We start from the raw sequence: 25,322 nt of genomic DNA, 5'->3' as shown, positions 1-25,322 counted from the left end.
AACTGGCACTTTAGTGCCAGTTAGTCGTCAGGCCTCCGGCTTGAGCAACGGGAAGAGGATCGTTTCGCGGATCCCAGCGCCGGTGAAGAGCATGATCGCCCGGTCCAGGCCGAGCCCGAGGCCACCCATCGGCGGGGCGCCGTACTCCAGCGCCCGCAGGAAGTCCTCGTCGAGCTGCATCGCCTCGGGGTCGCCGCCGGCGGCGAGGAGGGACTGGGCGGTGAGGACCTCGCGCTGCACGACCGGGTCGATCAGCTCGGTGAACCCGGTGCCGCGCTCGACACCGCCGATGATCAGGTCCCAGGCGAGCACCTTGCCCGGCTCCTCGTCGTTGATCCGCGCCAGCGGCTGGGCGATCGCCGGGAAGTCGCACAGGAAGGTCGGCTGGATCAGGTGGGGCTCCACCAGCTCACCGCACAGCTCCATGACGATCTTGTCGGCGCCCCAGGCCGGGTCTAGCTCGACGTCGTGCTTGTCGGCCAGCGCCTTGAGCGTGTCGACGTCGGTGTCAGGGGTGACCTCGACACCGACGGCCTCGGAGACGCCCTCGTAGACCGGCAGCCACTTCCACTCGCCGTCGAGGTCGATGACGCCGGCGTCCGTCTCCACCTGGCGCGAGCCCACCGCGTCGGCGGCGGCGAGATACATCTGCCGCATCTCCTCGGCGATCGTGAACTGGTCGCCGTAGGCCTGGTAGGCCTCGATCATCGTGAACTCGGGGCTGTGCGTGGAGTCGACGCCCTCGTTGCGGAAGATCCGGCCGATCTCGTAGACCTTGTCGACGCCGCCGACGACGGCCTTCTTGAGGTTGAGCTCGAGCGCGATGCGCAGCGTCATCGGCTGGTCGAACGCGTTCATGTGGGTCTTGAAGGGCCGTGCGTGCGCACCACCGTGGATGAGCTGCAGGACCGGCGTCTCGACCTCGAGGTAGCCGTCGTCCTCGAGACGGCGGCGGATCGCCTGGGTGATCTTCGCGCGCGTACGCACCATGTCGCGCGCCTCCTGGCGCACGATCAGGTCGGCGTAGCGCTGCCGGACCCGGGCCTCCTCGGAGAGGTCCTTGTGGAGCACCGGCAGCGGCCGCAGCGCCTTGGACGCCATCTCCCAGCTCGAGGCCATGATGGAGAGCTCGCCGCGCCGCGAGGAGATCACCCGGCCGGTGACGGCGACATGGTCACCGAGGTCGACCAGGCTCTTCCACTCCGCGAGCGACTCCTCTCCCACCTCGGCGAGCGAGAGCATCACCTGGAGCCGGGTGCCGATGCCCTCCTGCAGCGTCGCGAACGCGAGCTTGCCGGTGTTGCGGACGAACATGACCCGACCGGCGACGGTGACCACGTCCTGGGTCTCGTCACCGGCCTCGAGCTTGTCCTCGTAGGCCTCGCGCACCTCGGCGAGCGTGTGGGTGCGGCCGACCCCGATGGCGTACGCCTTCTTGCCCTCGGCCAGCAGGCGCTCACGCTTCTCGCGCCGAACGATCATCTGCTCGTTCAGGTCAGGCCCATCAATAGGCTCAGCGGGCGCGTTGTTGGTCTGCTCAGTCACGGGTCAAGGCTAGGCGAAATCGCTGGTCCGACGCGATTCGGTATTCACCCCAGAAGCGTGTCGTACGCCGTCGGGCTGCTGTCGCGCAGGAACTCGCTGCAGCGCTCCCACTCCTCGGTCTCGCCGATCGCCTTGGCCTGCTCGGCGAGGAGGGCGAGGCTGGTCAGGAAGCCACGGTTGGGCTCGTGCTCCCACGGCACCGGGCCGTGGCCCTTCCAGCCGTTGCGGCGCAGCATGTCGAGCGAGCGGTGGTAGCCGAGGCGGGCGTAGGCGTAGATGGTCACGTCCTCAGCCCCGGCCTCCTTGGCGGCCGTGGCGAGCGCGGCCCAGGCAGAGGGCGAGGCCGGGTGGCGGCGTACGACCTCGGCGGGGTCGGTGCCGGCGGCCAGCTCGTCGGTCGCGGGGTCGGCGGGGAGGTGGGTCGGCGGCGGTCCGGCCATCAGGTCCTGGTGGGTCATACGCACCATTGTGCCCGCGACCACCGACACGGATACCGGTGGTCGGGTGTTGACTGTGTTCATGACCGACACGAAGACGTCCAAGACGCCGGGCGACACCGTGGACCACCCCTGGCGCAGCCTGGCGGCGCTGTGCATCGGCTTCTTCATGATCCTCGTCGACATGACGATCGTGACCGTCGCTACGCCCGACATCATGAGGGAGCTGGAGGCGAGCACCAACGACGTGCTGTGGGTGACCAGCGCCTACCTGCTGGCCTACGCGGTCCCGGTGCTGATCATGGGGCGCCTCGGCGACCGGTTCGGACCGAAGTGGCTCTACCTCGGTGGTCTGGCACTCTTCACGCTCGCCTCGTTGTGGTGCGGTCTCTCGGACAGCATCACGATGCTGATCGCCGCCCGCGCCGTGCAGGGCGTCGGCGCGTCGATGATGACCCCGCAGACGATGGCCGTGATCACCCGGACCTTCCCCTCCGACCGCCGCGGTGCGGCGATGGCACTGTGGGGCGCCACCGCCGGCATCGCCACCCTCGTCGGGCCAATCCTCGGCGGGGTGCTCGTCGATCTCGGCGGCTGGGAGTGGATCTTCTTCATCAACATCCCCGTGGGCATCGTGGCGCTCGTCCTCAACTGGAGGTTCGTGCCGCTGCTGCCGACCCACCCGCACGTCTTCGACTGGCTCGGGGTGGCGTTGAGCGGGATCGGCATGTTCTGCCTCGTCTTCGGACTGCAGGACGGTGAGCAGCGCGGCTGGGACGCGCTGATCTGGACGCTGGTCATCGGCGGGTTGGTCGTGCTCGGCCTGTTCGTGCTGTGGGAGGCACACAACAAGCAGGAGCCGCTGCTGCCGCTCAGCCTCTTCGGCGACCGCAACTTCTCGGTCGCCAACATCGCGATCACCTGCATGGGGATGGCCGCCACGACGATGGGCTTCCCGCTGATGCTCTACGCGCAGATCGTCCGTGGCTACGACGCGCTCGAGGCCTCTCTGCTGTTGGTGCCGATGGCCGCGGTGTCGCTGGTGCTGGCGCCGGTGGTCGGCAGGATCAACGACAAGGTCCACCCTCGCTGGCTCACCAGCTTCGGCTTCTTCTGCTGCACCGCGGCGATGTTCTGGATCACCCGGCCGATGACTCCGGACTCGGCGGTCTGGGAGCTCCTGGTCCCGATGGGGCTGCTCGGGCTCGGAATGGCGTTCGTGTGGGCGCCGCTGGCGGCGGCCGCCACCCGCAACCTGCCGCCACTCCAGGCCGGAGCCGGGTCGGGCGTCTACAACACCACCCGGACGGTCGGCTCCGTCGTCGGCTCGGCCGCCATCGCGGTGCTCATGGACGCCCGCATCACCGCCAACGGGCTGGACGCCAACGCGGAGACCGCCGGCGGCGCCGGTGGCCAGATGCCCACGGAGATCGCCGAACGGTTCTCCCAGGCGATGGCCGAGGCGACCCTGCTGCCGGCGGCCGCACTCGCCGTCGGCTTCGTGGCGGTGCTCTTCTTCACCACCCCGCGCCACATGATGAAGAACTAGGAGAGCGCGACCGAGAGCGGAAGCCCGCGGCACGGGATCATGTCCCGGGCAGTGGTGAGCGGGGCGCCGGTGGCCAGCTGCGGGTCGGCGGAGACGATCGCCTTGCCGTGGCCGTTGACCAGCGTCGCGCCGGCCTCGCGCAGCCCGGGCAGCAGCATCGTCTCGAGCGTCTCGACCAGGGTGTCGGCCCCCGCGACGCCGACCATGCGACCCTCGGCGTAGACCGGCATCGTCGTGGTCATGACGTACTCGTCGGTGCAGACGAAGTCGACGTACGGCCCGACGAGGGTCAGCTCCCCCGTGCGCTCCGGGGTGCGGTACCAGGGCTGGCGGGTGTAGTCGATCGCCTCTCCGGTGCCCGGCGCATCGGCGTCGCCGAGGAAGTCACGCTCCTCGCCCTGCCACCAGACGAGGTAGAGCCGGCGGTCGCTGAGCACGCCCGGAGCCGCGACGAAGCCACCACCGATGAGGTTGGGGTTGCGCAGGAACTCCAGCGAGCCGGGCTCGAGCCGCTCCCGCAGGGATGCGGTGGTGACCGGGCCGGCCTCGAAGAGGGCGGTCACCTCGCTGCGTACGCGCTCGAGCTCGGTCACGATCGGCCCGAAATGCTGCTCGACCTGAGCCACACAGTCGATGGGAGTCATCGTCTTCGTCATCGTCGCACCGCCTCATGGATCTCGGCCAAGCGTTCAAGGGAGTGGGCGACGTGCTCGCGTACGCTCTCCCGCGCCCTGACAGCATCTCCTGCTGCGAGGGCTTCGACAAGCTCCTGATGGCGGGTCGCCGTGGCCTCCCGGAAGCCCGGCTCGTTGAGCGGGATCCGGAGCAGCGCGCCGAAGTCGGCCTCCTGGCGCACCACCTCGCGGGTCATCCGGGCCGACTGGGTCAGCGCGGCCACCGACAGGTAGAGCTCGCTGTCGGCGCTGCGCCAGCGGGCCACGTCGCTGACGTTGAGCGGGATCAGCAGGTCGCGCAGGTCCTCGACCTCGTCAGGGTCCGTACGCTCCGTCGCGATCTCCGCACAGCCGGTGAGCACCACCAGGTAGACCGTGGCCCGGTCGCGCAGCTCGACCCGCGACATCGAGGCGAGCCGGTCCTCGACGAGGTCGCCGCTCTCGGGGGCACGTACGAACGAGCCACCGCCCCGTCCCCGGGTCGTCACCACCAGGCCCTTGGCGCGCAGTGCGACCAAAGCCTCTCGTGCGGTGACCGTCGCGACGCCGAGCATCTGGGCCAGTTCCGGCTCGCTGGGGAGCCGCTCGCCGTGTGCGAGCACGCCGGAGCGGATCGCCTCCGCGAGCCGGTTCTCGACGCGCGCAGCCCGGCCCTCGTCGCCGATCGGGGCGAAGATGGCCGCGCGAGCTCGGGAGGTCATCACACGCACACCGAAATCCTAATGTATGGATCTAGATGATTCGGCCCTCAGATCTGTTCGAATCTGTTCGAATGCGCACAGAAACTTCATGAATTTCGTCTTAACCATCTGGATCCATGGGCGTTTCTATGCCTAACCTGTGCGCACGGCTGACGCACACTGGTGTCGGTCACCCAAGATCGTCGGATGTCCAGGGCTTGTGGGGGGCGCTGGGCATCCGACTCCTTGGTTTTCGGGCGTCTGTGCGGATGAATGCCGACCGAGGTACCTCGGTGAGTGGGCACTTCCCGCGCGGAACTCCACGAGGGGAGTGACTGCTGACCGAGTTACCTCGGTGAGCATCAAGCGGGCTCGCGACTGTCCACGCATACGACAAGGGCGGGGAGAGCCTCTCGGCTCTCCCCGCCCTGTTTCTCGGCGTGTGTCGGCTAGAACACCGCGGCCACGGCGCTGGTCAGCGCGTCACCGATGTTGTCCAGCAGGCCACCCTCGTCCTCCTCGGCGGGAGCTTCCTCGGTCGCCTCGTCAGCAGGCTCCTCGGTCGTCGGCCGCGCGGCCGGGGACTCCGACTCGCTCGGCGTCGCCTCCGGCTCGGCCGGCTCCTCAGCAGGAGCCTCAGCGGTGTCCTCGCCGCCCGGGAGGATGTCATCCAGACCCGGCAGCAGCGGCGAGTCCTCCTCGGTCGACTCCTCGACCGGAGCCTCCACGTCCGGGACCTCCGGCGAAGCCGGCTTGTCGGCCGGAGCGTCGGACTTGTCCTCGCCCGGGGTCGACGCACGGAAGCCAGCGTTGCCGCCCTCCGGGTCCTGAGGACCGCTAGCTGAGGCAGGGGCACTGGGCGCCGACTGGTTGCCGTCGCCGTCCTCGGCCGTGACCGTAACGGTCGAATCCTGGCCGAGCAGGCACCCAACCCTCAGGGAAGTGGCGCCCGGTTCCGAGCGCTGCGGGAAGCAGAGAACGCCACCCTGCACTCGAACGATGTAGACGATCCCGCTCTGCGGAGTCTTGCCGTCCTCGTCCGTCGATGCCGACCAAGAGACGTCAAAGCCCAGTGCCGAGGCGTTGTCCACCTTGACGTTCTGCGGCACGGTCGGCGCGATCTTCGTAGTCGTGCCGGTGGCCTCAGCAGACGGGTCGGACTCGTTGCCCGCACCATCCACAGCCGTCACGGTGTAGGTGTAGTCCTTGCCTGCCTCCAGGCCCGTGTCCTCGTACGAGGTGTCGTTGACCGGACCGACCAGCTTGCCGTTGCGGTAGAGGTTGTAGCTCACGTCATCGACGCCGTCGGTGTTGTCCTCGGACTCCAGCCAACTCACGTTCAGCGTGCTGTCGCTCGGGTCGCCCTGCTCGACCGTCACGCCCTGAGGAATCTGCGGTGCCGTGACGTCCATGACGCAGTCGATCTCGTTGCTGTCCTCGGACTCGTTGCCAGCCTTGTCGGTCGCGGTGACCGAGAAGGTGTAGGTGACACCCGCGTCGAGGCCTGTGAAGGTCGCCGCGGTCTCCTCGGTGCGGCCCGGGTTTCCGGCGTCCGGCGACGAGGTCACCGTGTAGTGGGAGATCCCGCTCTTGTCGTGCGCCCTGGACCAGTCGACCTTCGCGGAGGTGTTGGTCAGCACGTCGCACCCGCTGAGAGTGACCGGGTCGGGAGCATTCTCATCCTCGGGGTCGCCGGGGTCGCCGGGACCCGGCCCGTCGTCGTCGCAGATCGGCAGGTCGGGGAAGAGGTCGCAGATCGGGTCGGTCGGGTCCGTCGGGTCGGTCGGATCCGTCGGGTCCGTCGGGTCCGTCGGCTCGGTCGGCGGCGGGGTCGGCTCGGGCTCCTGGCACTGGGTCAGGTCCGGGCGGATCTCGCAGATGTCCACACCGGCGCCCGGCGGACGAGTGTCCTCGCAGGCGCTCGGGTCGAGCTCACAGGTCGGGGTGCTGCCCGACGGGACGTTGCCCGCGGGGATGAAGGTCACACCGGTGTTCGCAGCCGGGACGATGTCGTCGTCGACGACCTCCGGCTCGTCGGAGTCCTTCTCCGATGGCTTGTCGTCGGGCTCGAGGGTGTCCGGATCACTGGGGAGCGAAGACTCCCCGGTGGTCGGATCCTTCTTCGGCGAGCTCTGTGTATCGCTGTTTACGGTGCACGAGAACAAGACGAGTAGCAGGATCAGAATGATCGCGCCTATGACGATTCCGCCGATTGTGCGGTTTCGCGCAGTGGTTTCCATACCGAGGATGTCCCTCCCAAGATCAACGCCGAAGGGACGGTTCGACCTTGTTACCCGAGGGTCGCCGTCCAGCTAGGGCATTGAATCGCTTTACCAATGACCGGCACAACGACATAAGCCCGAGTTTGCTATGCCGTGTGCCACAACGTTTTCCGAACCGGGACCATTGGCCCATCCCCGGCGTGTCGCTCAGCCGATGGAATTGCCCGCAGAACCGAGATGCTGGGCACCCTCGACGACCCGAGTGGCCATACCGGCCTCAGCGAGCTTGCCCCACGCGCGAGGATCGTACGCCTTCTTGTTTCCGACCTCGCCGTCGACCTTCAGAACGCCGTCGTAGTTGGCGAGCATGTGGCCGGCGACCGCGCGGGTGTAGGCGTACTGGGTGTCGGTGTCGATGTTCATCTTGACCACGCCGTAGGAGACCGCCTCGGCGATCTCCTCGGCGCTCGAGCCGGACCCGCCATGGAAGACGAGGTCGAACGGCTTGGCACCGGCCGGGAGGCCGAGCTTGGCGACGACGGCGTCCTGGGCGTCACGCAGGATCGAGGGACGGAGCTTGACGTTGCCCGGCTTGTAGACGCCGTGCACGTTGCCGAAGGTGAGCGCGGTCAGGTAGCCCTCGACGCCCAGCGCATCGGCGGTCGCGATGGCGTCCTCGGGGGTCGAGTAGAGCTTGTCGTCGATCGCTCCGACGATGCCGTCCTCCTCGCCACCGACCACGCCGACCTCGATCTCGAGCACGATGTGGGCGGCCTTGGCCTTTGCCAGCAGCTCCTCGGCGATCTGCAGGTTCTCGGCCAGCGGCACCGCGGATCCGTCCCACATGTGGCTCTGGAACAGCGGCGCCTCACCGCGCTGGACGCGCTCGGCAGAGAGCTCGAGGAGGGGACGTACGAAGCCGTCGAGCTTGTCCTTGGGGCAGTGGTCGGTGTGCAGCGCGATGTTGACGTCGTAGGACTTGGCGACCTCGGTCGCGTAAGCGGCGAACGCCACCGAGCCGGTCACCATGTTCTTGACCGTCGGGCCGGAGAGGTACTCCGCGCCGCCCGTGGAGATCTGGATGATGCCGTCCGAGCCGGCCTCCGCGAACCCGGCCAGCGCCGCGTTGAGCGTCTGCGACGAGGAGACGTTGATCGCGGGGAAGGCGAAACCCTTCTCCTTCGCGGTCGCGAGCATCTCGGCGTACTTCTCGGGGGTGGCGATGGGCATCTGGAGGTTCTCCTTGAGATCCGTTGTCGACCGGTGCGCTGGTGGCCAGCGTAATGCGCCCCTGACCACCCGTTGCCAACGCTCGGAGTTGGATCGATCAAGCAGGACAACCGATCTGCCGCGAGATCCGTATCCACAGGTGAGACTGATCTTGGAGGCAACATGGACTGGCAGGAAACCCTGGAACGGGCGATCCCCCAACCCCCACCCACGCACCCCGACCCGGCCGCGCTCGTGGCGGACGGGAAGAAGCTCGTACGCCGCAGGCGGCTGGCGGTCGTCGCCGGCACCGCTGTCGCGGTGGCCGCGGTGGTCGGGATCGGCGCGGTCGTCGTTCCCTCGCGCGACAGCGCCACCCCGAACCCGCCGATCGCGACGCAGTCGACGGCCGAGGAGTGGCCACCCGAGGTCGACATCCCGTTGAGCGACATGGCTCCGGTGGCGTACGACTTCGGGACCGGTGAGACCACCCTCTACAGGGGCTGGACGGAGGTCGACCGAGTCGGCCCGTTCACGTCCGAGAACTCGTTGGCGGTCGCAGCGACCGACGGCGAGAACACCATCTACGCCTACTTCGAGAGCTCTACCGAGATCTCCTTCACCGACGCATCCCGCACATCGACGAAGGACTTCCAGGCCTGGGCCGACGACATCTCGCTCAACCCGCTGGAGGCCGAGTGGAGTCCTGACGGCAGGCTCCGCGTCGGCGACGATGGCTGGAGGGTCGTCCGGGAGATCCCCAACCCGCTCGGTTACGCGGCGCCCTGGGACTCGATCGGGGCTGTCGTCGAGCGTGACGGCCTCGAGCGATGGATCCTCCTCCGCGCAACCACCAGTGAGGACGGCGAGTCGTACGGGGAATCCGGGACCTACGCGATCCCCGGTCAGACCATCGAGGAGTGGCTGGCCGAGGCGGAGGAAGGTGACCGCCGGGACTACCGCCCCGGAGGCACCGGCTTCGAAGCGTCCCAGACCGAGGTGGTCGAGTTCGGATCCGGCTCTGAGGTGATCCCGGCTGAGGGTGGGGTGAAGATCGTCGAACAGGCCGCGGGTCCGGACATCGGGGAGTCCTTCTCCGACGGGACATCGCGGACCGCGGCCGCTCGGATCACCGTCGGCGACGACGAGCAGTACGTCCTGGTCCGCGAGAAGGGCGGAACCACCCAGGTCTTCTCCTACAGCTTCCTCCCGGCTCCGCGAGCCGCGGATCGTAGGCCGCTCACGCTCGACGAGTTCGCCGCGTTGGTCAAGGATCGCACTCCGACCGGAACGGAGATGTGGCGATGAGCGCGCACGACGAAGCGTTCACGGCGTTCGTCGCGGCCCGGCGGCCGCACCTGGTGCGGGTGGCGTACGCGCTGTGCGGCGACTGGCACCGGGCGGACGACCTGGTGCAGACGTCGCTGCTGAAGCTGTACGCCTCGTGGCGCCGGGTCGAGTCGGGGTCGGAGGAGGCGTACGTCCGGACGATCCTCGTCCGTGCCCACATCGATCAGACCCGGCGGCCGTGGTGGAAGCGGGAGCGGTCGGGCGACCTGCCGGAACGGCCCGGTCCCGTGGACCAGGTCGAGGAGCGGTCCGAGCTGTTCGCGGCGCTGCAGGCGCTGCCGGAGATGCAGCGCAAGGTGGTCGTCCTGCGCCACTGGCTGCAGCTGTCGGTCGCCGAGACCGCACGCGAGCTGCGGATCAGCGAGGGCACAGTCAAGAGCCACTCCTCGCGCGGCCTCACCGCGCTGCGTACCTGCCTGGAGTCGGGGGACGCCTCCCGGACCTGACCAACCGGCGGGAGACAGAGCAAGAACGGTCGGGCGGGCGTGCCCCTGACGCGCCTAGCGTCAGGGGCATGCCCAAGGTCACCTACTTCACCGCAACGTCGCTGGACGGCTACATCGCCGATGACAACAGCTCGCTGGACTGGCTCTTCGAGACGCCGCACGGCGACGACGAGACGTCCTGGGAGCGGCTGATGGCGGAGTCGGCGGCGCTGGTGATGGGCGGCACGACGTACCGCTGGATGATCGACCACGATCCGGAGATGCTGACCGGGCCGGAGAAGTGGCGGGAGTACTACGACGAGCGGCCGGTGTGGGTGTTCACGCACGCGACCGACCTGCCGGAGGTCCAGGGCACGCAGGTGCGCTTCGTGCAGGGCGACGTGAGGCCTGTCTACGACGAGATCGCGGCCACCGTCGCCGGCGGGATCTGGCTCGTGGGCGGCGGGGACCTGGTCGGCCAGTTCGACGACGCCGGTCTGCTCGACGAGGTCGTCGCCGGGATCTGCCCGGTCACTCTCGGCGCCGGAGCGCCACTGCTCCCCCGCCGCATCACCAGCAAGCGGATGAGCGTCATCGATGTCCTGCAGACCGGGGAGCAGGTGCAGATCCGCTATCGGATCGAGAGGCACTGAAAGCCCCCGCTGCCGCCCGGCCCCGAGGCCACGCACCCACGAAAGTGGGGCACATCCGGGCGACCCGGGAGTCAACTTTAGCGGGTCCTGTTCTTCTGGGTGACACCGGGTCGTAACCGGTTTACAACCACCCGAATTGACTATGCCCCACTGGGCATCTCGCTGCGAGGATTCAGCCGCCACATCCCACTCATTCGAAAGCACGATCATGTCTCGTCTTCGTGCCGGCGCGCTCGCGCCTGCGCAGAAGCCCATGACGGCCGCCCTCATCCTCGGGCTCGTCATCGGCGTCTTCTCCCTCATCGGACTCACCGCCACCAAGGCCGACGCGGCGGTGCCGCCCAAGCCCACGGTCGGCACCTGCTACAACTACGGCTGGACCGCCTACGGCGCTTGGTCGCAGACCGGCAAGAAGGTCTCGTGCAGCAGTGCCCACACCGCGAAGACCATCGCGCTGGGCACCCTCGTCGCCGGTACGACGCGCACCGAGGCGTCCATCACCCGCGAGGCCAACTTCTCTCACATGTCCAAGACGTGCATCCGCGCGCTCCGGGACAAGCTGGGCAGCACCTACTCGAAGCGGAACCAGTCGGCGTACACCACCGCGTTCTTCGTGCCTAACGTCGAGCAGTTCAGGGCCGGCCAGCGCTGGTTCCGTTGCGACGTCGTGCTGCCGGGCAAGGACACCCTCAAGAACCTGCCCACGAACCGGGCGAAGTTCCTCGAGGGCGTCGGGCTGACCCAGCGCACCCGTGGCTGCCTGAGCGGGACGTACGTCGGGCCCTACTCCTGCCTGAGCTCGCACTCCTACAAGTCGATCTCCGCCTTCAAGAAGGCTGGCACGACCTACCCGACCACGGCCTCGTTCGAGCGGGCCGTCGGCGCCAACTGCCCGGCCCGGACCAGGGCTTACAGCAAGCCGAGCAGGTACGAGTGGCAGACCGGCGACCACTGGGTCGTCTGCTACGAGCGGAACACCAACTGATCCGCTGATCGGTCACGACGCGTCGATCCCCGGGGTGCGCCTCGGGGATCGACGCGTTTTGAGCTGATTCGGTCAGCCGCGCCAAGCCTCGTCGGAACCCAGATCGGCGTGCTGGACGACCCAGGAGTGCATCGCGATCGCCGCCGCGGCGGAGGCGTTGATGGATCGCGTCGAGCCGAACTGGGCGATCGAGAAGGTGCCGTCGACGCTCTCGCGGGCCTGCTCGGAGAGCCCGGGTCCCTCCTGCCCGAACAGGAAACAGACCGACTTCGGCAGCTCCATGGTCTCCAGGTGGAGCGAGCCGGGCAGGTTGTCGATGCCGAGGAGGCGTACGTCTCGTTCATGGAGGTACGCCGCGAGCGCGGGCACGTCCGGGTGGTGATGGACGTGCTGGTAGCGGTCGGTGACCATCGCGCCGCGACGGTTCCAGCGGCGGTTGCCGACGATGTGCACCTCGGCGGCCAGGAAGGCGTTGGCGGTGCGGACGATGGTGCCGATGTTGAAGTCGTGCTGCCAGTTCTCGATGGCGACATGGAAGCCGTGCCGGCGTTGGTCGAGGTCGGCGACGATCGCCTCGAGCGTCCAGTAGCGGTAGCGGTCGACCACGTTGCGGCGGTCGCCGTTGGCCAGCAGCTCAGGATCCCAGTGCTCCCCCTCGGGCCATTCACCCTGCCACGGGCCCAGTCCGACCTCCGGCTGCCCGTGGGGCATCGGGTCGTATGGCGCTCTGGATTCAGCCTCGGACGGTCGTGTCTCGTTCATCGACGAGTCAGAATATTCGACAACAAGAGTTGTTACCTATGGGTACCGTAGGGGCCGTGACAGGTGCAGGGAATTTTGCGCCGATGTTGGCCGGTTTGGAATGGATGAGTCCGGACTTTCTGCTGGCCACTTTCGGCGAGCCGCTCTTCTGGATCAGCCTGATCATCATCTTCATCGAGTGCGGTCTCTTCTTCCCGTTCCTGCCCGGTGACAGCCTGCTGATCGCGCTCGGAATCTTCATCGCGACCGGCAAGATCGACATCTTTCCCGGGCCACCCGGTGTCGAGATCGTCATCGCGATGCTCTTCTTCGTCGCCGCGGCATTCGCCGGCAACGTGACCGGCTATGAGATCGGCCGAAAGATCGGTCCGCGGCTCTATGAACGCGACGGCCGGTTCATCAAAAAGAGGCATTTCGACCAGACCCGTGAGTTCTTCGACAAGCACGGCAACAAGGCGTTGGTGATCGGCCGGTTCATCGCCTTCGTACGCACCTATGTCACCGTCGTCGCCGGAGTCACCCACATGGACCGGCGACGGTTCTACGTCTGGAGCCTCGTCGGCGGCGTGCTGTGGGTGCTCGCGGTGACGCTGTTCGGCTTCTTCGTCGGATCCCGCTGGCCCTGGCTGGCCGACAACATCGACTACCTGATCCTGCTGCTCTTCGCGCTCGCGTTCCTGCCCGCGATGGTGGAGTGGTGGCGCCGGCGGCGTACCGCCTCGAGGCTGACCACGGACCTCGACCACGACGGTCACGTCGACCGCGACCCTTCGACAAGCTCAGGACATCGCGTCCTCGGCATGGCCGTCCCTCCGCGTACACCGGTCGACGACGACGCCGAGACCCGGGCCGACCACTAGCGCGTCAGTCGCGCTCGGGCGAGCCGCTCCAGGGCTTCCTCGATCACCTCGCGCTGCTTGGTGAAGGTCCACCGGACCAGCTGCTTGCCGGCATCGGTGTCGTAGAACCCCTGCAACGGGATGGCCACGACGCCGGCCCGCTCCGGCAGCGCGCGGCAGAACTCGAGCCCGTCGTTCCAGCCGAGGTCGGTGATGTCGGAGACGGCGAAGTAGGTGCCCTCCGGGATCGTCACGTCCAGGCCGATCTGCTTCAGCCCGTCGCAGAGCAGGTCGCGCCGCCTCTGCAGGTCGAGGGCGAGCTCCTTGGGCCAGTGGTCGAGATGCTCGAGCGCGTACGCGGCGGCCGGCTGCAGCGGGGCGCCGGAGGTGAACGTCAGCCACTGCTTGGCGCCCAGCAGCGCCTGGACCAGGTGCTCGGGGCCGGTCGCCCAGCCGACCTTCCAGCCGGTGAAGGAGTAGGACTTGCCGATGCTCGACAGGGTCAGGGTGCGCTCGCGCATCCCCGGGAGCGTGGCGATCGGGATGTGCTCCACGCCGTCGAAGGTCAGGTGCTCGTAGACCTCGTCGGAGACCACGGTCAGGTCGTGCTCGACCGCGAACGCCGCGACCGTCTCCAGCTCCTCACGGGCGAGCACCGTGCCGGTCGGGTTGTGCGGGGAGTTGAGCAGCAGCACCTTCGTCTTCGGCGAGACAGCGGCCTCCAGCGCCTTGCGCGGCAGCCTGCCGCCCGCCGCGGACGCGTCCAGGCTCAACGTCACCGGGCGACGTACGCCGCCTGCGAACTGCACCATGGCCGGGTAGCTGTCGTAGTAGGGCTCGACGAGGATCACCTCGTCGCCCGGGTCGACCAGGGCGAGGATCGCCGTCGCGATGCCCTCGGTGGCGCCGGTGGTCACCGCGACCTCGCGCGCCGGGTCGAAGGTCAGGCCGTAGTGGCGTTCCTGGTGGGCCGCGACCGCCTCGCGCAGGGCCGGGATGCCCGGGCCCGGGGCGTACTGGTTCCGTCCACCTTCGAGGGCAGCGACGGCTTCCTTGATGATCTCGTCGGGGCCGTCCACGTCGGGGAAGCCCTGGCCGAGGTTGACCGCGCCGGTGGCGGCGGCCAGGGCGGACATCTCGGAGAAGATCGTCGGCGGGATGCCGTGGAGTCGTCGCGCGGTCATAAGTCTTAGGCTAGGGGCCGTGACAACCGACGCTGCCCTTGCTGCCGACATCGACGCCACCTGCCGCCTGCACGGGGAGTTCACGCTCCGCTCGGGGCAGGTCAGCGACACGTACTTCGACAAGTACCTCTTCGAGGCGAACCCCGCTCTGCTGGACCGCGTCGCAGCACGGATGGTCGAGCTGCTTCCTGAAGGGACCGAGCTGCTCGGCGGCCTCGAGCTCGGCGGCATCCCGATCGTGACCATGGTGTCGGCCAAGACCGGCATCCCGGCGATCTTCATCCGGAAGAAGGCCAAGGAGTACGGCACCGCCAAGCTCGCCGAGGGCCCGTCCTTCGAGGGCAAGCGCGTGACCCTGATCGAGGACGTGATCACCTCCGGTGGTGCCGTACGCGACGCCGTCAACGCGCTCCGTCCGCTTGGTGCGATCGTGGACACTGTGGTGTGTGCGATCGACCGGTCGCCCGAGCCCGGTGAGTCCCTGCGTGATGTCGAGCTGGAGATCCGGTCGGTGCTGACCCGGGCCGACCTGGACGCGGTCAACGCGGCCTCATAGGCTTCGGGCCGCCTGGCTCACCCACATACTTCGAAGAGAGCATCATGATCCTCACCGCCACCCAGCCCGAGGAGCTCACCGGCGTCGCCGGCTGGGCGGTCGACCTGATGGACAAGCTCGGCCCGGTGGGTGCGGGGCTCGGGATCGCGCTGGAGAACCTCTTCCCGCCGCTGCCCTCGGAGATCATCCTGCCGCTGGCCGGGTTCACCGCCGCGCAGGGCCGCTTCACGATCGCCGAGGCGCTGATCTGGACCACGCTGGGCTCGGTCATCGGCGCGCTCGTGCTCTACCTGATCGGTGCCGCGATCGGCCGTGAGCGGGTCTACTGGGTCGGCGAGAAGCTGCCGCTGGTCAAGACCTCCGACCTGGAGAAGACCGAGGCGTTCTTCGAGAAGTACGGCGCCTGGACGGTCTTCTTCGGTCGCTTCATCCCGATCTTCCGGTCGCTGATCTCGGTGCCCGCCGGGGTCACCAGGATGCCGATCTGGAAGTTCCTGCTCCTCACCACCGTCGGCTCGGCGATCTGGAACACCATCTTCGTCGTCGCCGGCTACCAGCTGGGCGACAACTGGGAGAAGGTCGAGCCGATCGTCGGCCGCTTCCAGAACGTCGTCATCGTGGTCGTCGCTGTCGCCGTCGTGGCCTGGATCGGCCTGCGCATCTACAAGATCGTCCGCGGATCCGACAACGGGGCCAAGGACGACTCGCTCGTCTCCTAGGTCTAGAACTGCTGGTGCGTCGGCGGTGTCATGCCCGGCGCCGTCGGCGGCTGCCAGGGATCGGCCGGCTTCCTCCGGGCGAACCAGTTGCCTGCCCTGCCGACGTACAGCATCAGCAGCGCGGCGATGATCAGCGCGGGATAGAGCACCACGAAGAGCGAGAGCAGCGCGGCGACCGAGCCGACCACGGTGAGCAGGATCCGGGCCACCTTGGAGCGGAACAGCACCATGATCCCGAGCGGGATGGCGATCAGGCTGAGTACGCCGCAGACGGCGAACCAGATGATCATCGCGAGCGTGACGCCCTTGTCCGAGGACGTCGGGTCGTTGTAGTCGGCGATCCCCGCGGGCACCATGAACACCGAGATCAGCAGGGCGATCACCGACCCGACGATCGTCATGACCGACGCCGCGACCACCGTCCCCGGGCGGGTGTCGGGATCGGGCTGCGGATAGTGAGGGCGAAGGTACGCCGGGGGCTGCTGACCCATCGCGTACTGGCCGTAGGCCGGGGGCGCCTGGCCCCATCCCTGGGGCTGCTGCGGCTGTGTCGGCTGCGGGGCGGCGTACGGCTGGGGTGTGGCGTACGGCTGGGGTGTGGCGTACGGCGTCGGGGGCGGCGGCTCCTGCCCCTCGAACGGCGGCGTGCCGCCGTAGGGGTTGTCGAAGGAGCCGAACTGATCTGACATGCCGCGGAGCCTATCCGGCCCGCGGTGTCACCCGTTGCGGAACCACGCGGCGACCTCGGGTCGCAGCAGGAACGAGAAGGTCGCGACCGCGGCGCCGAAGATGACCACCGCCGGCGGGAAGGCGAGAGCGAAGAGGAGCAGCGAGAGCGCCGAGACGCCTGCCGAGATCATCAGCGCGACCCGGGCCCAGGAGTGGCGGCGGATCGCGAAGGCGGCGAAGACGGCGGCGGCGACGCAGACGAGCGCCACCAGCACGGCCATGATCCAGACCGAGGCCACGATGATGTCAGTGGTGTAGAGCTCCGCCATCTCCCGCATGTTCGGGTCGCTCTCCGCCTGCTTGCGCACCTGCTCGAGGATCAGGTCGGGGTTGGCGGTCGCCGTCACCGCCGAGGCGAGCATCATCAGCGCGGTCAACCCGGAGCCGATCCAGGTGAGCACCGCCGCCGCCGTCACGGCGCCCGGACGGCGCTTGGGCGCTGCCTTGGTGGGCTGGGCGATCGCACCGGTCCACGGCGGCGGCTGCTGCTGTGAGAGCCGAGCCGGTCCGGAGGTCGAGCCGGTCGGGGCGGTCGGGGTGGTCGAAGCAGCCGAAGCTGTCGGGGTCTCCGGCGGAGCCGGCGCGACGTACGACTCCTGGTCGGGGTCGCCGCTGTCGATCGCCTCCCGCTTGGTCGGCGAGACGCCGTCGAACCAGTCGCGGGTGGGCGACATCCACAGGAGTACGACAGCCACCGCGGACAGCGTGGACCAGAACCCTCCGCCGAACATGCCGGCGAAGAAGAGCGGCGCCGCGATGACCGTGAGCGCGAGCCGGGCCTGCTTGTTGCGCTGCAGCACGTGCCAGCCGAGGATGACCGCCGCTGCCGCCATGGCGCCGGTGACCAGCGCCATCACATGCATGAGGTCGAGGATGTTGTCGAGGCCGATCCCCGAGCCGGCCAGCGGCGGCTCGGCCAGCACCTCCTCCACCCGCTCACGGGTGTCCAGGCTGCGCAGCCCGGAGATCTGGTCCCAGGCCGTCACCACGGTGAGCAGTGAGCCGAGCACGATGAGCCACCCGGCGAGGGTGGCCTGACCGGGGCGGGGAAGCTTCGTTTCAGACATGTCGGGAATCATTTTCTCATCCCTGCCAACCCCACCCACCGAGAGGGCGGCTACGTCGGGTCTATTCGGCGCGGAGGCGGTCGAAGGCCTTGGGCGCGGTGAGAGCAGGAAGCGCCTCGGCGATCTCCTTCGCGCACGCGGCCGGGGTCGCGGTGGTGGAGTCGACGCGGATGTCGTACGCGTGCGAGTAGACCAGGGTCTGCGACCGGGCGAGGCCGGCAGGGCGGTCGCCGCGAGCGGCCTCCCGGCGTTCGAGCGCCTCCGGCGAGCACCAGACCTCGACGAGGGTGACGTCGTAGCCGTCGAGCACCTCGAGCAGATCCTCGAGCCGCCAGGTCTCGCTCAGCGGGTAGTCCATGATCACGTCGTTGCCGACCGAGGCCAGGGCCGCGACCGCGCGGTGGTAACCCAGCCGGGTCCGCCGCAGCATCTCGGCGATCTCGGCGTCGTCGAGCTCCCGCGTGTGCACAGTCGACCGCATCCCGCTGATCCCGTCGACCGGCACCAGGAACCACGGATCCTCGAGCAGCGGCAGCAGCTCCTGCCCGACGCTGCTCTTCCCCGAGCTCGACGCCCCGTTGAGCAGGATGATCCGACCGTTGCGCACGCGAGGAGACTACTGCCGAAGCGTCACGTACGTCGGCCGAGTGGGCACCTGCGTGCCCACTCGGCCGACCGGGGTGACGCCTCAGCTAGGGGGTCAGGGTGAGACCGTCGCCGTTGCGGTCGACGGTGACCTGGCCACCGTCCGACACCTCGCCGCCGATGAGCATCCGCGCCAGCGGATCGCCGATGGCGGACTGGATGAGGCGGCGGAGCGGCCGAGCGCCGTACGCCGGGTCGTAGCCGGTCTCGGCCAGCCACTCCCGAGCCTCGGGGGTGACGGAGATCGAGATGCGACGGGCGGCCAGCCGCTTCTCGAGCAGACCGAGCTGGATGTCGACGATCTTGGTGAGGTCGGCGAGCGAGAGGGCGTCGAACATGACGACCTCGTCGAGGCGGTTGAGGAACTCGGGCTTGAACGACGCCCGGACCACAGCCATGACCGACTCGTGCTTCTCGTGCTCGTCCATGACCGGGTCGACCAGGAAGTTCGAGCCCAGGTTGGAGGTGAGGATGAGGAGCGTGTTGCGGAAGTCGACCGTACGGCCCTGACCGTCGGTCAGGCGACCGTCGTCGAGCACCTGCAGCAGGATGTCGAAGACCTCGGGGTGAGCCTTCTCGACCTCGTCGAGCAGCACCACCGAGTAGGGGCGTCGTCGCACCGCCTCGGTCAGCTGACCACCCTCGTCGTAGCCGACGTAGCCCGGAGGCGCTCCGACCAGCCGGGCGACCGAGTGCTTCTCGGAGTACTCGGACATGTCGATGCGTACGATCGCGCGCTCGTCGTCGAAGAGGAAGTCGGCGAGCGACTTGGCGAGCTCGGTCTTACCGGTGCCGGTCGGGCCCAGGAAGAGGAACGAGCCGGTGGGGCGGTTGGGGTCGGCGATCCCGGCGCGCGAGCGGCGCACCGCGTCGGCGACGGCGGTCACGGCGGACTTCTGCCCGATCAGCCGGCGACCGATCTCGGTCTCCATCTCGAGCAGCTTGGCCTGCTCGCCCTGGAGCATCTTGCCGGTCGGGATGCCGGTCCAGGCCTCGACGACCTCGGCGATCTGCTGGGCAGCGACCTCCTCGCCGACCAGCCGGTCGGTGACGTTGTCATCGTCCTCGGCCTCGGCGGCTTCGGCGATCTGCCGCTCCAGCTCCGGGATGCGGCCGTAGAGGATCTCCGAGGCCTCCCCCAGCGAACCCTCTCGCTGGAGCCGCTCGGCCTCGCTGCGCAGCGCGTCGAGCTGCTTGCGCAGGGCACCTTCGCCCTCGAGAGAGGCCTTCTCCTGCTCCCAGCGCGCCTCCAGCCCGCGCAGTTCCTCCTCCATGTCGGCGAGCTCCTTGCGCAGCGCCGCGTGACGCTCGAGCGAGGCGTCGTCGGACTCCTTGGAGAGCGCGAACTCCTCCATCTTCAGCCGGTCGACGGCGCGGCGAAGCTGATCGATCTCCTCGGGAGACGACTCGATCTCCATCCGCAGCCGGGAGGCGGCCTCGTCGATGAGGTCGATCGCCTTGTCGGGCAGCTGCCGGCCGGTGATGTAGCGGTCGGACAGGGTCGCGGCGGCCACCAGAGCGGCATCGGTGATGCGGACACCGTGGTGCGCCTCGTACTTCTCCTGGATGCCGCGCAGGATCTGCACGGTGTCCTCGACCGACGGCTCGCCGACGAAGACCTGCTGGAAGCGGCGCTCCAGTGCCGGGTCCTTCTCGATGCGCTCGCGGTATTCGTCGAGCGTGGTCGCACCGATCATGTGCAGCTCACCGCGCGCGAGCATCGGCTTGAGCATGTTGCCGGCGTCCATCGCGGAGTCGCCGCCGGCGCCCGCGCCGACGACGGTGTGCAGCTCGTCGATGAAGGTGATGACCTGCCCCTCGGCGGCCTTGATCTCCTCCAGGACTGCCTTGAGCCGCTCCTCGAACTGGCCGCGGTACTGCGCACCGGCGACCATCGCCGCCAAGTCGAGCGACAGGAGGCGGCGCCCCTTCAGCGAGTCGGGTACGTCGCCCGCGATGATCCGCTGGGCGAGCCCTTCGACGACGGCCGTCTTGCCGACGCCGGGCTCACCGATGAGGACCGGGTTGTTCTTCGTACGCCGCGAGAGCACCTGGATGACGCGGCGGATCTCGGAGTCACGGCCGATGACGGGGTCGAGCTTGCCGCGCTCGGCGGCCTCGGTGAGGTCCTGGGAGTACTTCTCGAGCGCCTCGTAGGAGTCCTCGGCGTCCTGGCTCGTCACCCGGCGGTTGCCGCGGACCGCCTTCAGCGTCTCGCGCAGCCCCTTCTCGGTGAGCCCGGCACTCTTGAGCACCTTCTGCGCCGACGACTCGACCGTGGCCAGCGAGATCAGCAGGTGCTCGGTGGCGGCGTAGTCGTCCTTCAGAGACGTGGCCAGGGTGATCGCGCCGGCCAGGACACGGGTCAGCCCACCCGAGGCAGCGGGCTGCTGCACCGTGGACCCGCTGGCGCGCGGGAGCCCGGCGAGGTCGGCGGCCGCCGCTCGCGACAGCTCCTCGGCGTCCACACCGGACTTGGTGACCATCGACGTCGCGGTGCCCTCGTCCTGCTGCAGCAGCGCGGCGAGCAGGTGGATCGGCTCGGTCGTGGTGTTGCCCGCCGTCGTGGCGGCAAGCTGCGCGGCCTCGATCGCCTCGCGAGCCTTGGTGGTGAACTTGTCTGCCGAAAACTGGCTCATCTGTCTCTGCTCTCCTCCTGGGGACGCACTTGAGTCTGCCGCGAGTGCCTGTCACCCGCATCTATCTCAACACAACCAAAGTTGAGTCTGTTCCACTCAACTTTGACTTTTACATATATTGCGGCGGCGGACCAAACGATCGGGCACACTCCTCCCGTGGACTCCCGAGGCGCGGTACGCGAGCAGCTCGCCGCGCGGCAGCGCGAGGTCCTCGACGACCTGCTGGCGGGACGTACGCCGCCGGGGTTCGATCCCGCCGGGGCGACCGCGACGACGCGGGTGCTCCATCACAAGCGCTCCTCGGCCGCCGAGCATGCCGCCCCCGAGCTCGACCTGCTCCCGGACTGGCGCGCCCGCTTCCATGCCTGGGCCGCGCAGCACCCGCAGCAGGGCTGCGCCCACGATGACGTACGCGCCTTCCTGACCACCATCGGCGCCGACTGGCTCCGGCTGCACGAGGTCTATGAGGGCCGGCGTCGGTTGGCGCTCACCCGGATCGCCGGGCGCCGGGTGCTCACCATCGGTCTCGGCTCACACATCTGGCGCCTCGAACGCCGCATCTGGAAACGGAGCTCCACATGAAAGTCCTGATCATCATCGTCCTCCTCGGCCTGGTCATCTACGTGCTGACCAAGACCACAGTCCGAGCCGGCCGTGGCAACCGGCGCCCTCGCTCCCGCGGAGGCAGCAGCAGTGGCTCGAGCTCGTGCGGCTCGACCTACGACTCCGGCGACAACCACACCAGCTCGTGCAGCAGCTCCTCCTGCGGCTCGAGCTGCGGCGGTGGAGGCGGCGGCGACTGACCCCTCCGCGTCGAGTCGGCTCATCCTGACCAAGATCCGCGTCGAGTCGGCTCGTCATAACGAGCCGACTCGGCATCAGAAGAGGTTCAGGGCGGTCACCTTCCACTGGCCGTCGACCTTCGCGGCCTCGACAGCGATCTGGGCAGCGGAGATGGACGACTCCTTGTCGGTGGAACGCTGGGAGGCCTGGTCCAGGAAGACCAGGAGCTCGGCGGAGTCGGCGTCGAGGGACTTGACCGCGGCGACCTGGACCTCGGCGCTGAGCACGAGCTTCTGACCGGGGGCCTTCTCCTGGAGCTGCTTGAAGAGGAGGTCGTACTCCTTGCGGGCGTCGCCGGCGAGGAACTCATCAGCGGCAGCAGCGGTCGGCGAAGGGTCGGCGAAGTCGTAGGAGAAGACCTGGAGCAGGTCGGTGGAGACGGCCGACTGCACCTCGGTGGTGGCCTCGGCGTCGACGACGGCGCGGTTGCCGACGTGGTCGGTCCTGCGTTCCCGGTCGGCCTGCCAGAACGCTCCCAGCCCCAGGACTAGGGCGAGCGCGGCGAGGAACGGTGCCCAACGGCGTACGAGAAGACTCATGACATGTTCACCGCTACCTGCTCGAGGCTCTCCAGGAGCCAGTCGTCGCCGACCTTGACCAGGTCGGCCGCGAACCTGTTGCGCTTGACCGTCGGCTCGGCCTCCTCACCGGAAGCAGAGCCGTCGCGGACCGTGATCTCGACCGCCGCGATCACGGTCGCGCTGTCGTCGTCGAGCTCGGTCACGGCGGCGTCCATCACCGAGCCGGTCGAGATCTTCTCCTGCTCGGCGAGGACCGTGCGGTCCTCCTCGGAGACGCTGGTCAGCTGGTCGTGCAGGGTTCCGGTGGTGACGGCGGCCCACCCCTTCAGCCCCTCGTCCACCTTGCGGTAGTCGAGCGAGTTGAGGGTCTCGATGTGGCTGGTCGCGACGATCAGCACCCGGTCTCGACGGGCGGCCTCGTCGACCATCTCCTGGTCGTGGCCGGTCGCCCGCCACCAGGTCAGCGCGCCCGCGGCCAGCACGCACAGCGCAACCAGCGGGAGGGCCCAGGTGAGCACCCGGTCGCGCCTCGACGGCGGGGTCTCGACAAGCTCGACCACCGAGGCCTCCGTTCGTCGTCTCTCCGTTGTCGTGCTCATCGCTCCCCCATCAGTCCGGCGAGCGTGGTGGGGACGGTAACCGTCCCCGGCTCGACTGTCTCGGTCTTCGTGGTTTTCGGTTTGGGCACGGCATCGCAGCCGGCCGCGGTGTTGAACGGCTTGCCCTTGCTCAGATCGGTGCCGGCGCGCAGGTCGGTGCCCTCATAGCCGGAGACGCAGGCGGGCGGATTGAAGAAGGACGGCATCAGGCTCAGCCGTGGCCCGTTGGAGGTGTTGATCGCCCAGCCGATGCTGACCGCCTCCGGCGCGGTCACGAAGGTCGACTCGAGCGCGGCCGCGTTCGTGCCGAAGAGCGTCGCGGGCGTGACCAGGTTGCTCATCAGGATCCCGAGCGGCTGCCCGACCTCCTTGACCAGCAGCGAGATCTCGGTGGCCGTGCCGGGCGCCGCCCCGATCAGGTCGCGCAGGTCCTTGTCGGAATCAGCAAGGGTCGAGGAGAAGAGCGCGAGGTCGTTGCTCCAGGCCTTGATGCTGGTCGCCGACTCCTCCTGGGTCGCGAGCACCTGGTCGGAGTTGCGGATCAGACTCGCCGAGACCAGGAAGTTGCGGTCCGCCTCCTGCTGGAACGAGAGCGAGGTGTCGACCAGCTTCCGCAGGTCGGACCCGGCTCCCTGGGACAGCAGGTACGACTCGTCGATCGTCGTCACCAGCGCCTCCTCGGGCACCGAGGCGACGAAGTCGCGGCCGGTCTCGATGACCTGGGAGGCGTCGTACGGCAATGCCTCCTCGCCCGCACTGAGCCGGTCGCCGTCGGAGAGCCGGGCGGGGCCGACCGCACCACCGCGGAGGTCCAGATACTGCTCGCCGATGGCCGACCGGTTGGCGACCTTCACGGTCACGTCCTCGGGGATGGCGGGCGCGTCGCCCTCGATCTCCAGCACGGCACGTACGCCGTCGGAGCCTGCCTCCAAGGCGGTCACCTCCCCCACGGGCACCCCGCGGTAGGTCACCTCCGAGTTGACGAAGAGGCCGCCGCCCTCTGGCAGCGATACGTCGACGCGGTAGGGCTCGTCGAGCAGGTCCAGACCGACGTAGCGGGCCCCGACATAGCTGGTGCCCACGAGCGCGAGGGCGACGAAGAGCCCGAGCTTGACGCGTACGCCTCCGGTGAGCCGTTGCATCATTCGCTCCCTTCCACGGAGCCGGCGTCGCCCGCCGTGCCTTCCGGCGAGGTCTCGGAGGTCGCCGACCCCGAGTCGGTCGGTGACTCAGATGGCGACTCGGAGGGATCGGACGGAGACGACGAGGACGACCCGGACTCCGACGGATCCGAGGAGGACGAGGAAGAACCGGGATCGGAGGGCAGGATCGACTCCCCCGGGATCGACGGCGAGGACGAGCCCGGCACCGGTGAGGTGGTCGACGGCAGCAGTCCGGGCGGTGCGCCCGACGGCCCGGACTGGGAGCTGACCGAGCCGCCGGACCCGCCTCCGACCGCCGGCTGCAGCCATTCGCAGCCCTTGGACTGGCAGCCGGCAGGAGTACGGAAGTTCGTGATCATGAACAGGTTCATGTAGTCGCCGCGGAGCGCGTTGAGCACCTCGTCGGGGAACGGGTAGGTGAAGAGGATCTCGAGCGCGTAGGGCAGGTCGGAGCCTGCCTTGGCGAGCTGGTCGAGGATCGGGTCGAGCAGCTTCAGGTCGGCGACGATGTCGTCCTGGGCCTCGTCCAGGGTGCTGATGGTGACCTTGGAGAGCTTGTCGAGCGCCTCCAGCATCGCGACCAGCTGCGGACGCTGGTCGACGAGCACCTGCATGCCCGGCGAGAGTCCCTCCAGCGCGTTCGAGATCTTGGTCTTGTCCTTCTCCAACGTGACCGCGAGCTCGTTGAGCGACTCGATCGCGGAGGTGATCGAGGCCGAGCGTGAGTCGAGGACCGAGACGAACCGGTCCATCTCCGAAAGGAAGGCCTTGATCTCCTCCGGCCGTCCGTCGGAGATCTTCTGCAGCTCGCGGGAGATCTCCTGGAACTGCGCAATCCCGCCGCTGTTGAGCACCATCGACAGAGCCCCGAGCACCTCCTCGACCTGCGCGGCCGCCTCGGTGTCACCCCTCCCGAGGACCGCACCATCACCCAGGGGCGAGCCCGCGACCGGGTTGGCGGGGCGGATCAGCGCGACGTACTTCTCTCCGAGCAGGGAGGTCTGCTGCAGTCGTGCCGTGGTGCCGGCGGGGAGCTCGACGTCGTCGTTGACCACCAGCGACACCCGCGCGCTGCGGCCGTCCTCGGTCAGCCTGATCTTGGAGACCCGGCCCACCGCGACGTTGTCGATCTTGACGCTGGACTGAGGAACCAGATCGAGTACGTCGCTGAACTCGGCGCTCAGCGTGATCGGATCCTCCCCCACGTCGGCGCCGCCGGGCAGCGGGGCCTCGTAGACGCCTCCGCTGACGGCACCGAGGCCGCAGCCGGAGAGGGTCAGGGCGGCCGTGGCCAGCACAGCCACGAGCGGTCTCGACAGGGGACTCG

The 25,322-nt window shown here is 68.6% G+C and carries 26 protein-coding genes; 10 read left to right on the top strand and 16 right to left on the bottom strand.

Features of this window, described 5'->3' with window-relative positions:
- Positions 1-27: 27 nt before the first annotated feature.
- Positions 28-1,482 carry a lysine--tRNA ligase gene (lysS, locus tag OH802_RS07610; RefSeq protein ID WP_406029249.1) on the bottom strand — a complete coding sequence of 485 codons (1,455 nt, stop codon included), beginning with the start codon at positions 1,480-1,482 and terminating at the stop codon, positions 28-30.
- A 107-nt stretch (positions 1,483-1,589) separates the two neighbouring features.
- Positions 1,590-2,003: a DUF3151 domain-containing protein gene (locus OH802_RS07605; RefSeq protein WP_406026650.1), complete on the bottom strand. Its 414-nt coding sequence runs from the start codon at positions 2,001-2,003 to the stop codon at positions 1,590-1,592.
- 61 nt (positions 2,004-2,064) lie between these two features.
- Here OH802_RS07605 and OH802_RS07600 point away from each other — a divergent pair, with 61 nt between their 5' ends.
- Positions 2,065-3,531 (top strand): DHA2 family efflux MFS transporter permease subunit, encoded by a 1,467-nt coding sequence (locus tag OH802_RS07600; RefSeq protein ID WP_406026648.1) that lies wholly within the window; start codon positions 2,065-2,067, stop codon positions 3,529-3,531.
- Here the strand turns inward: OH802_RS07600 and OH802_RS07595 are convergent.
- The 4 genes from OH802_RS07595 to fbaA form a co-directional block, all read right to left on the bottom strand.
- Positions 3,528-4,187 carry a cache domain-containing protein gene (locus tag OH802_RS07595; RefSeq protein WP_406026646.1) on the bottom strand — a complete coding sequence of 220 codons (660 nt, stop codon included), beginning with the start codon at positions 4,185-4,187 and terminating at the stop codon, positions 3,528-3,530. The genes OH802_RS07600 and OH802_RS07595 overlap by 4 nt on opposite strands.
- The gene (locus OH802_RS07590; protein ID WP_406029247.1) at positions 4,184-4,906 is read right to left on the bottom strand and encodes a FadR/GntR family transcriptional regulator; all 723 of its coding nucleotides are present in this window, start codon (positions 4,904-4,906) and stop codon (positions 4,184-4,186) included. The genes OH802_RS07595 and OH802_RS07590 overlap by 4 nt, the downstream gene beginning before the upstream one ends.
- Before the next feature lie 428 nt (positions 4,907-5,334).
- Entirely contained in the window at positions 5,335-7,050 is a 1,716-nt protein-coding gene (locus OH802_RS07585) for a fibronectin type III domain-containing protein (protein ID WP_406026644.1), read from the bottom strand.
- A gap of 264 nt (positions 7,051-7,314) precedes the next feature.
- On the bottom strand, positions 7,315-8,337 hold the full coding sequence (fbaA, locus tag OH802_RS07580; protein WP_406026642.1) for a class II fructose-bisphosphate aldolase: 1,023 nt from the start codon (positions 8,335-8,337) through the stop codon (positions 7,315-7,317).
- Between the two features lie 162 nt (positions 8,338-8,499).
- On the opposite strand from fbaA, the gene OH802_RS07575 reads away from it, so the two are divergent.
- From OH802_RS07575 to OH802_RS07560, 4 genes are all read left to right on the top strand, one after another.
- Entirely contained in the window at positions 8,500-9,624 is a 1,125-nt protein-coding gene (locus tag OH802_RS07575) for a hypothetical protein (RefSeq protein ID WP_406026640.1), read from the top strand.
- Positions 9,621-10,112 carry a SigE family RNA polymerase sigma factor gene (locus tag OH802_RS07570; RefSeq protein WP_406026638.1) on the top strand — a complete coding sequence of 164 codons (492 nt, stop codon included), beginning with the start codon at positions 9,621-9,623 and terminating at the stop codon, positions 10,110-10,112. Before OH802_RS07575 ends, OH802_RS07570 begins: the two co-directional genes overlap by 4 nt.
- Positions 10,113-10,180: 68 nt before the next feature.
- Complete coding sequence (locus tag OH802_RS07565; protein ID WP_406026636.1) at positions 10,181-10,744, top strand: dihydrofolate reductase family protein; 564 nt, start codon at positions 10,181-10,183, stop codon at positions 10,742-10,744.
- A gap of 208 nt (positions 10,745-10,952) precedes the next feature.
- Entirely contained in the window at positions 10,953-11,729 is a 777-nt protein-coding gene (locus tag OH802_RS07560) for a septum formation family protein (RefSeq protein ID WP_406026634.1), read from the top strand.
- Positions 11,730-11,801: 72 nt separating this feature from the next.
- Here OH802_RS07560 and OH802_RS07555 read toward each other — a convergent pair whose 3' ends face one another.
- Positions 11,802-12,491: a TrmH family RNA methyltransferase gene (locus OH802_RS07555; protein WP_406026632.1), complete on the bottom strand. Its 690-nt coding sequence runs from the start codon at positions 12,489-12,491 to the stop codon at positions 11,802-11,804.
- Between the two features lie 104 nt (positions 12,492-12,595).
- Between OH802_RS07555 and OH802_RS07550 the strand changes: the two genes are divergently transcribed.
- Positions 12,596-13,351 (top strand): DedA family protein, encoded by a 756-nt coding sequence (locus OH802_RS07550; RefSeq protein WP_406026630.1) that lies wholly within the window; start codon positions 12,596-12,598, stop codon positions 13,349-13,351.
- On the opposite strand, the gene OH802_RS07545 is transcribed toward OH802_RS07550, so the two are convergent.
- The gene (locus OH802_RS07545) at positions 13,348-14,514 is read right to left on the bottom strand and encodes an aminotransferase class I/II-fold pyridoxal phosphate-dependent enzyme (protein ID WP_406026628.1); all 1,167 of its coding nucleotides are present in this window, start codon (positions 14,512-14,514) and stop codon (positions 13,348-13,350) included. The two genes, OH802_RS07550 and OH802_RS07545, sit on opposite strands and share 4 nt — an antisense overlap.
- A gap of 19 nt (positions 14,515-14,533) precedes the next feature.
- Between OH802_RS07545 and pyrE the strand changes: the two genes are divergently transcribed.
- Together pyrE and OH802_RS07535 are read left to right on the top strand one after the other, a co-directional pair.
- Entirely contained in the window at positions 14,534-15,070 is a 537-nt protein-coding gene (pyrE, locus tag OH802_RS07540; RefSeq protein WP_406026626.1) for an orotate phosphoribosyltransferase, read from the top strand.
- 44 nt (positions 15,071-15,114) lie between these two features.
- Positions 15,115-15,789, top strand: coding sequence for a DedA family protein (locus OH802_RS07535; protein WP_406026624.1), 675 nt, complete (start codon positions 15,115-15,117; stop codon positions 15,787-15,789).
- Positions 15,790-15,791: 2 nt separating this feature from the next.
- On the opposite strand, the gene OH802_RS07530 is transcribed toward OH802_RS07535, so the two are convergent.
- The 4 genes from OH802_RS07530 to clpB all read right to left on the bottom strand — a co-directional run bounded on the left by OH802_RS07530 (position 15,792) and on the right by clpB (position 20,869).
- On the bottom strand, positions 15,792-16,478 hold the full coding sequence (locus tag OH802_RS07530) for a hypothetical protein (protein WP_406026622.1): 687 nt from the start codon (positions 16,476-16,478) through the stop codon (positions 15,792-15,794).
- Positions 16,479-16,505: 27 nt separating this feature from the next.
- Entirely contained in the window at positions 16,506-17,585 is a 1,080-nt protein-coding gene (locus OH802_RS07525) for a hypothetical protein (RefSeq protein ID WP_406026620.1), read from the bottom strand.
- 61 nt (positions 17,586-17,646) lie between these two features.
- Positions 17,647-18,192 carry a chloramphenicol phosphotransferase CPT family protein gene (locus OH802_RS07520; protein WP_406026618.1) on the bottom strand — a complete coding sequence of 182 codons (546 nt, stop codon included), beginning with the start codon at positions 18,190-18,192 and terminating at the stop codon, positions 17,647-17,649.
- A gap of 85 nt (positions 18,193-18,277) precedes the next feature.
- Entirely contained in the window at positions 18,278-20,869 is a 2,592-nt protein-coding gene (gene clpB, locus OH802_RS07515; RefSeq protein WP_406026616.1) for an ATP-dependent chaperone ClpB, read from the bottom strand.
- Positions 20,870-21,025: 156 nt separating this feature from the next.
- On the opposite strand from clpB, the gene OH802_RS07510 reads away from it, so the two are divergent.
- Positions 21,026-21,451, top strand: coding sequence for a hypothetical protein (locus OH802_RS07510; RefSeq protein WP_406026614.1), 426 nt, complete (start codon positions 21,026-21,028; stop codon positions 21,449-21,451).
- Positions 21,448-21,672, top strand: coding sequence for a hypothetical protein (locus tag OH802_RS07505; protein ID WP_406026612.1), 225 nt, complete (start codon positions 21,448-21,450; stop codon positions 21,670-21,672). The genes OH802_RS07510 and OH802_RS07505 overlap by 4 nt, the downstream gene beginning before the upstream one ends.
- A 75-nt stretch (positions 21,673-21,747) precedes the next feature.
- Here the strand turns inward: OH802_RS07505 and OH802_RS07500 are convergent, their stop codons facing one another.
- From OH802_RS07500 to OH802_RS07485, 4 genes are read right to left on the bottom strand one after another with little or no spacing between them, the layout of a single operon-like run.
- Positions 21,748-22,251: a hypothetical protein gene (locus OH802_RS07500; protein WP_406026610.1), complete on the bottom strand. Its 504-nt coding sequence runs from the start codon at positions 22,249-22,251 to the stop codon at positions 21,748-21,750.
- Positions 22,248-22,832, bottom strand: a complete 585-nt coding sequence (locus tag OH802_RS07495; protein ID WP_406026608.1) for a hypothetical protein — start codon at positions 22,830-22,832, stop codon at positions 22,248-22,250. The genes OH802_RS07500 and OH802_RS07495 overlap by 4 nt, the downstream gene beginning before the upstream one ends.
- Positions 22,829-23,974, bottom strand: coding sequence for an MlaD family protein (locus OH802_RS07490; protein WP_406026606.1), 1,146 nt, complete (start codon positions 23,972-23,974; stop codon positions 22,829-22,831). The genes OH802_RS07495 and OH802_RS07490 overlap by 4 nt, the downstream gene beginning before the upstream one ends.
- Positions 23,974-25,299, bottom strand: a complete 1,326-nt coding sequence (locus OH802_RS07485; protein WP_406026604.1) for an MCE family protein — start codon at positions 25,297-25,299, stop codon at positions 23,974-23,976. Before OH802_RS07485 ends, OH802_RS07490 begins: the two co-directional genes overlap by 1 nt.
- Between the last annotated feature and the right edge of the window lie 23 nt (positions 25,300-25,322).

It is taken from the genome of Nocardioides sp. NBC_00850 (assembly GCF_045207335.1).
Lineage (GTDB): Bacteria > Actinomycetota > Actinomycetes > Propionibacteriales > Nocardioidaceae > Nocardioides.
This window is presented reverse-complemented; position numbering and strand designations above follow the sequence as displayed.

Bases quoted from the DNA above. Each gene is read 5' to 3' on its own strand.
- lysS (WP_406029249.1), bottom strand. From the start codon at position 1,482: ATGATCGTTCGGCGCGAGAAGCGTGAGCGCCTGCTGGCCGAGGGCAAG.
- OH802_RS07605 (WP_406026650.1), bottom strand. From the start codon at position 2,003: ATGACCCACCAGGACCTGATGGCCGGACCGCCGCCGACCCACCTCCCC.
- OH802_RS07600 (WP_406026648.1), top strand. From the start codon at position 2,065: ATGACCGACACGAAGACGTCCAAGACGCCGGGCGACACCGTGGACCAC.
- OH802_RS07595 (WP_406026646.1), bottom strand. From the start codon at position 4,187: ATGACGAAGACGATGACTCCCATCGACTGTGTGGCTCAGGTCGAGCAG.
- OH802_RS07590 (WP_406029247.1), bottom strand. From the start codon at position 4,906: ATGACCTCCCGAGCTCGCGCGGCCATCTTCGCCCCGATCGGCGACGAG.
- fbaA (WP_406026642.1), bottom strand. From the start codon at position 8,337: ATGCCCATCGCCACCCCCGAGAAGTACGCCGAGATGCTCGCGACCGCG.
- OH802_RS07575 (WP_406026640.1), top strand. From the start codon at position 8,500: ATGGACTGGCAGGAAACCCTGGAACGGGCGATCCCCCAACCCCCACCC.
- OH802_RS07570 (WP_406026638.1), top strand. From the start codon at position 9,621: ATGAGCGCGCACGACGAAGCGTTCACGGCGTTCGTCGCGGCCCGGCGG.
- OH802_RS07565 (WP_406026636.1), top strand. From the start codon at position 10,181: ATGCCCAAGGTCACCTACTTCACCGCAACGTCGCTGGACGGCTACATC.
- OH802_RS07560 (WP_406026634.1), top strand. From the start codon at position 10,953: ATGTCTCGTCTTCGTGCCGGCGCGCTCGCGCCTGCGCAGAAGCCCATG.
- OH802_RS07555 (WP_406026632.1), bottom strand. From the start codon at position 12,491: ATGAACGAGACACGACCGTCCGAGGCTGAATCCAGAGCGCCATACGAC.
- OH802_RS07550 (WP_406026630.1), top strand. From the start codon at position 12,596: ATGAGTCCGGACTTTCTGCTGGCCACTTTCGGCGAGCCGCTCTTCTGG.
- OH802_RS07545 (WP_406026628.1), bottom strand. From the start codon at position 14,514: ATGACCGCGCGACGACTCCACGGCATCCCGCCGACGATCTTCTCCGAG.
- OH802_RS07535 (WP_406026624.1), top strand. From the start codon at position 15,115: ATGATCCTCACCGCCACCCAGCCCGAGGAGCTCACCGGCGTCGCCGGC.
- OH802_RS07530 (WP_406026622.1), bottom strand. From the start codon at position 16,478: ATGTCAGATCAGTTCGGCTCCTTCGACAACCCCTACGGCGGCACGCCG.
- OH802_RS07525 (WP_406026620.1), bottom strand. From the start codon at position 17,585: ATGTCTGAAACGAAGCTTCCCCGCCCCGGTCAGGCCACCCTCGCCGGG.
- clpB (WP_406026616.1), bottom strand. From the start codon at position 20,869: ATGAGCCAGTTTTCGGCAGACAAGTTCACCACCAAGGCTCGCGAGGCG.
- OH802_RS07505 (WP_406026612.1), top strand. From the start codon at position 21,448: ATGAAAGTCCTGATCATCATCGTCCTCCTCGGCCTGGTCATCTACGTG.
- OH802_RS07500 (WP_406026610.1), bottom strand. From the start codon at position 22,251: ATGAGTCTTCTCGTACGCCGTTGGGCACCGTTCCTCGCCGCGCTCGCC.
- OH802_RS07495 (WP_406026608.1), bottom strand. From the start codon at position 22,832: ATGAGCACGACAACGGAGAGACGACGAACGGAGGCCTCGGTGGTCGAG.
- OH802_RS07490 (WP_406026606.1), bottom strand. From the start codon at position 23,974: ATGCAACGGCTCACCGGAGGCGTACGCGTCAAGCTCGGGCTCTTCGTC.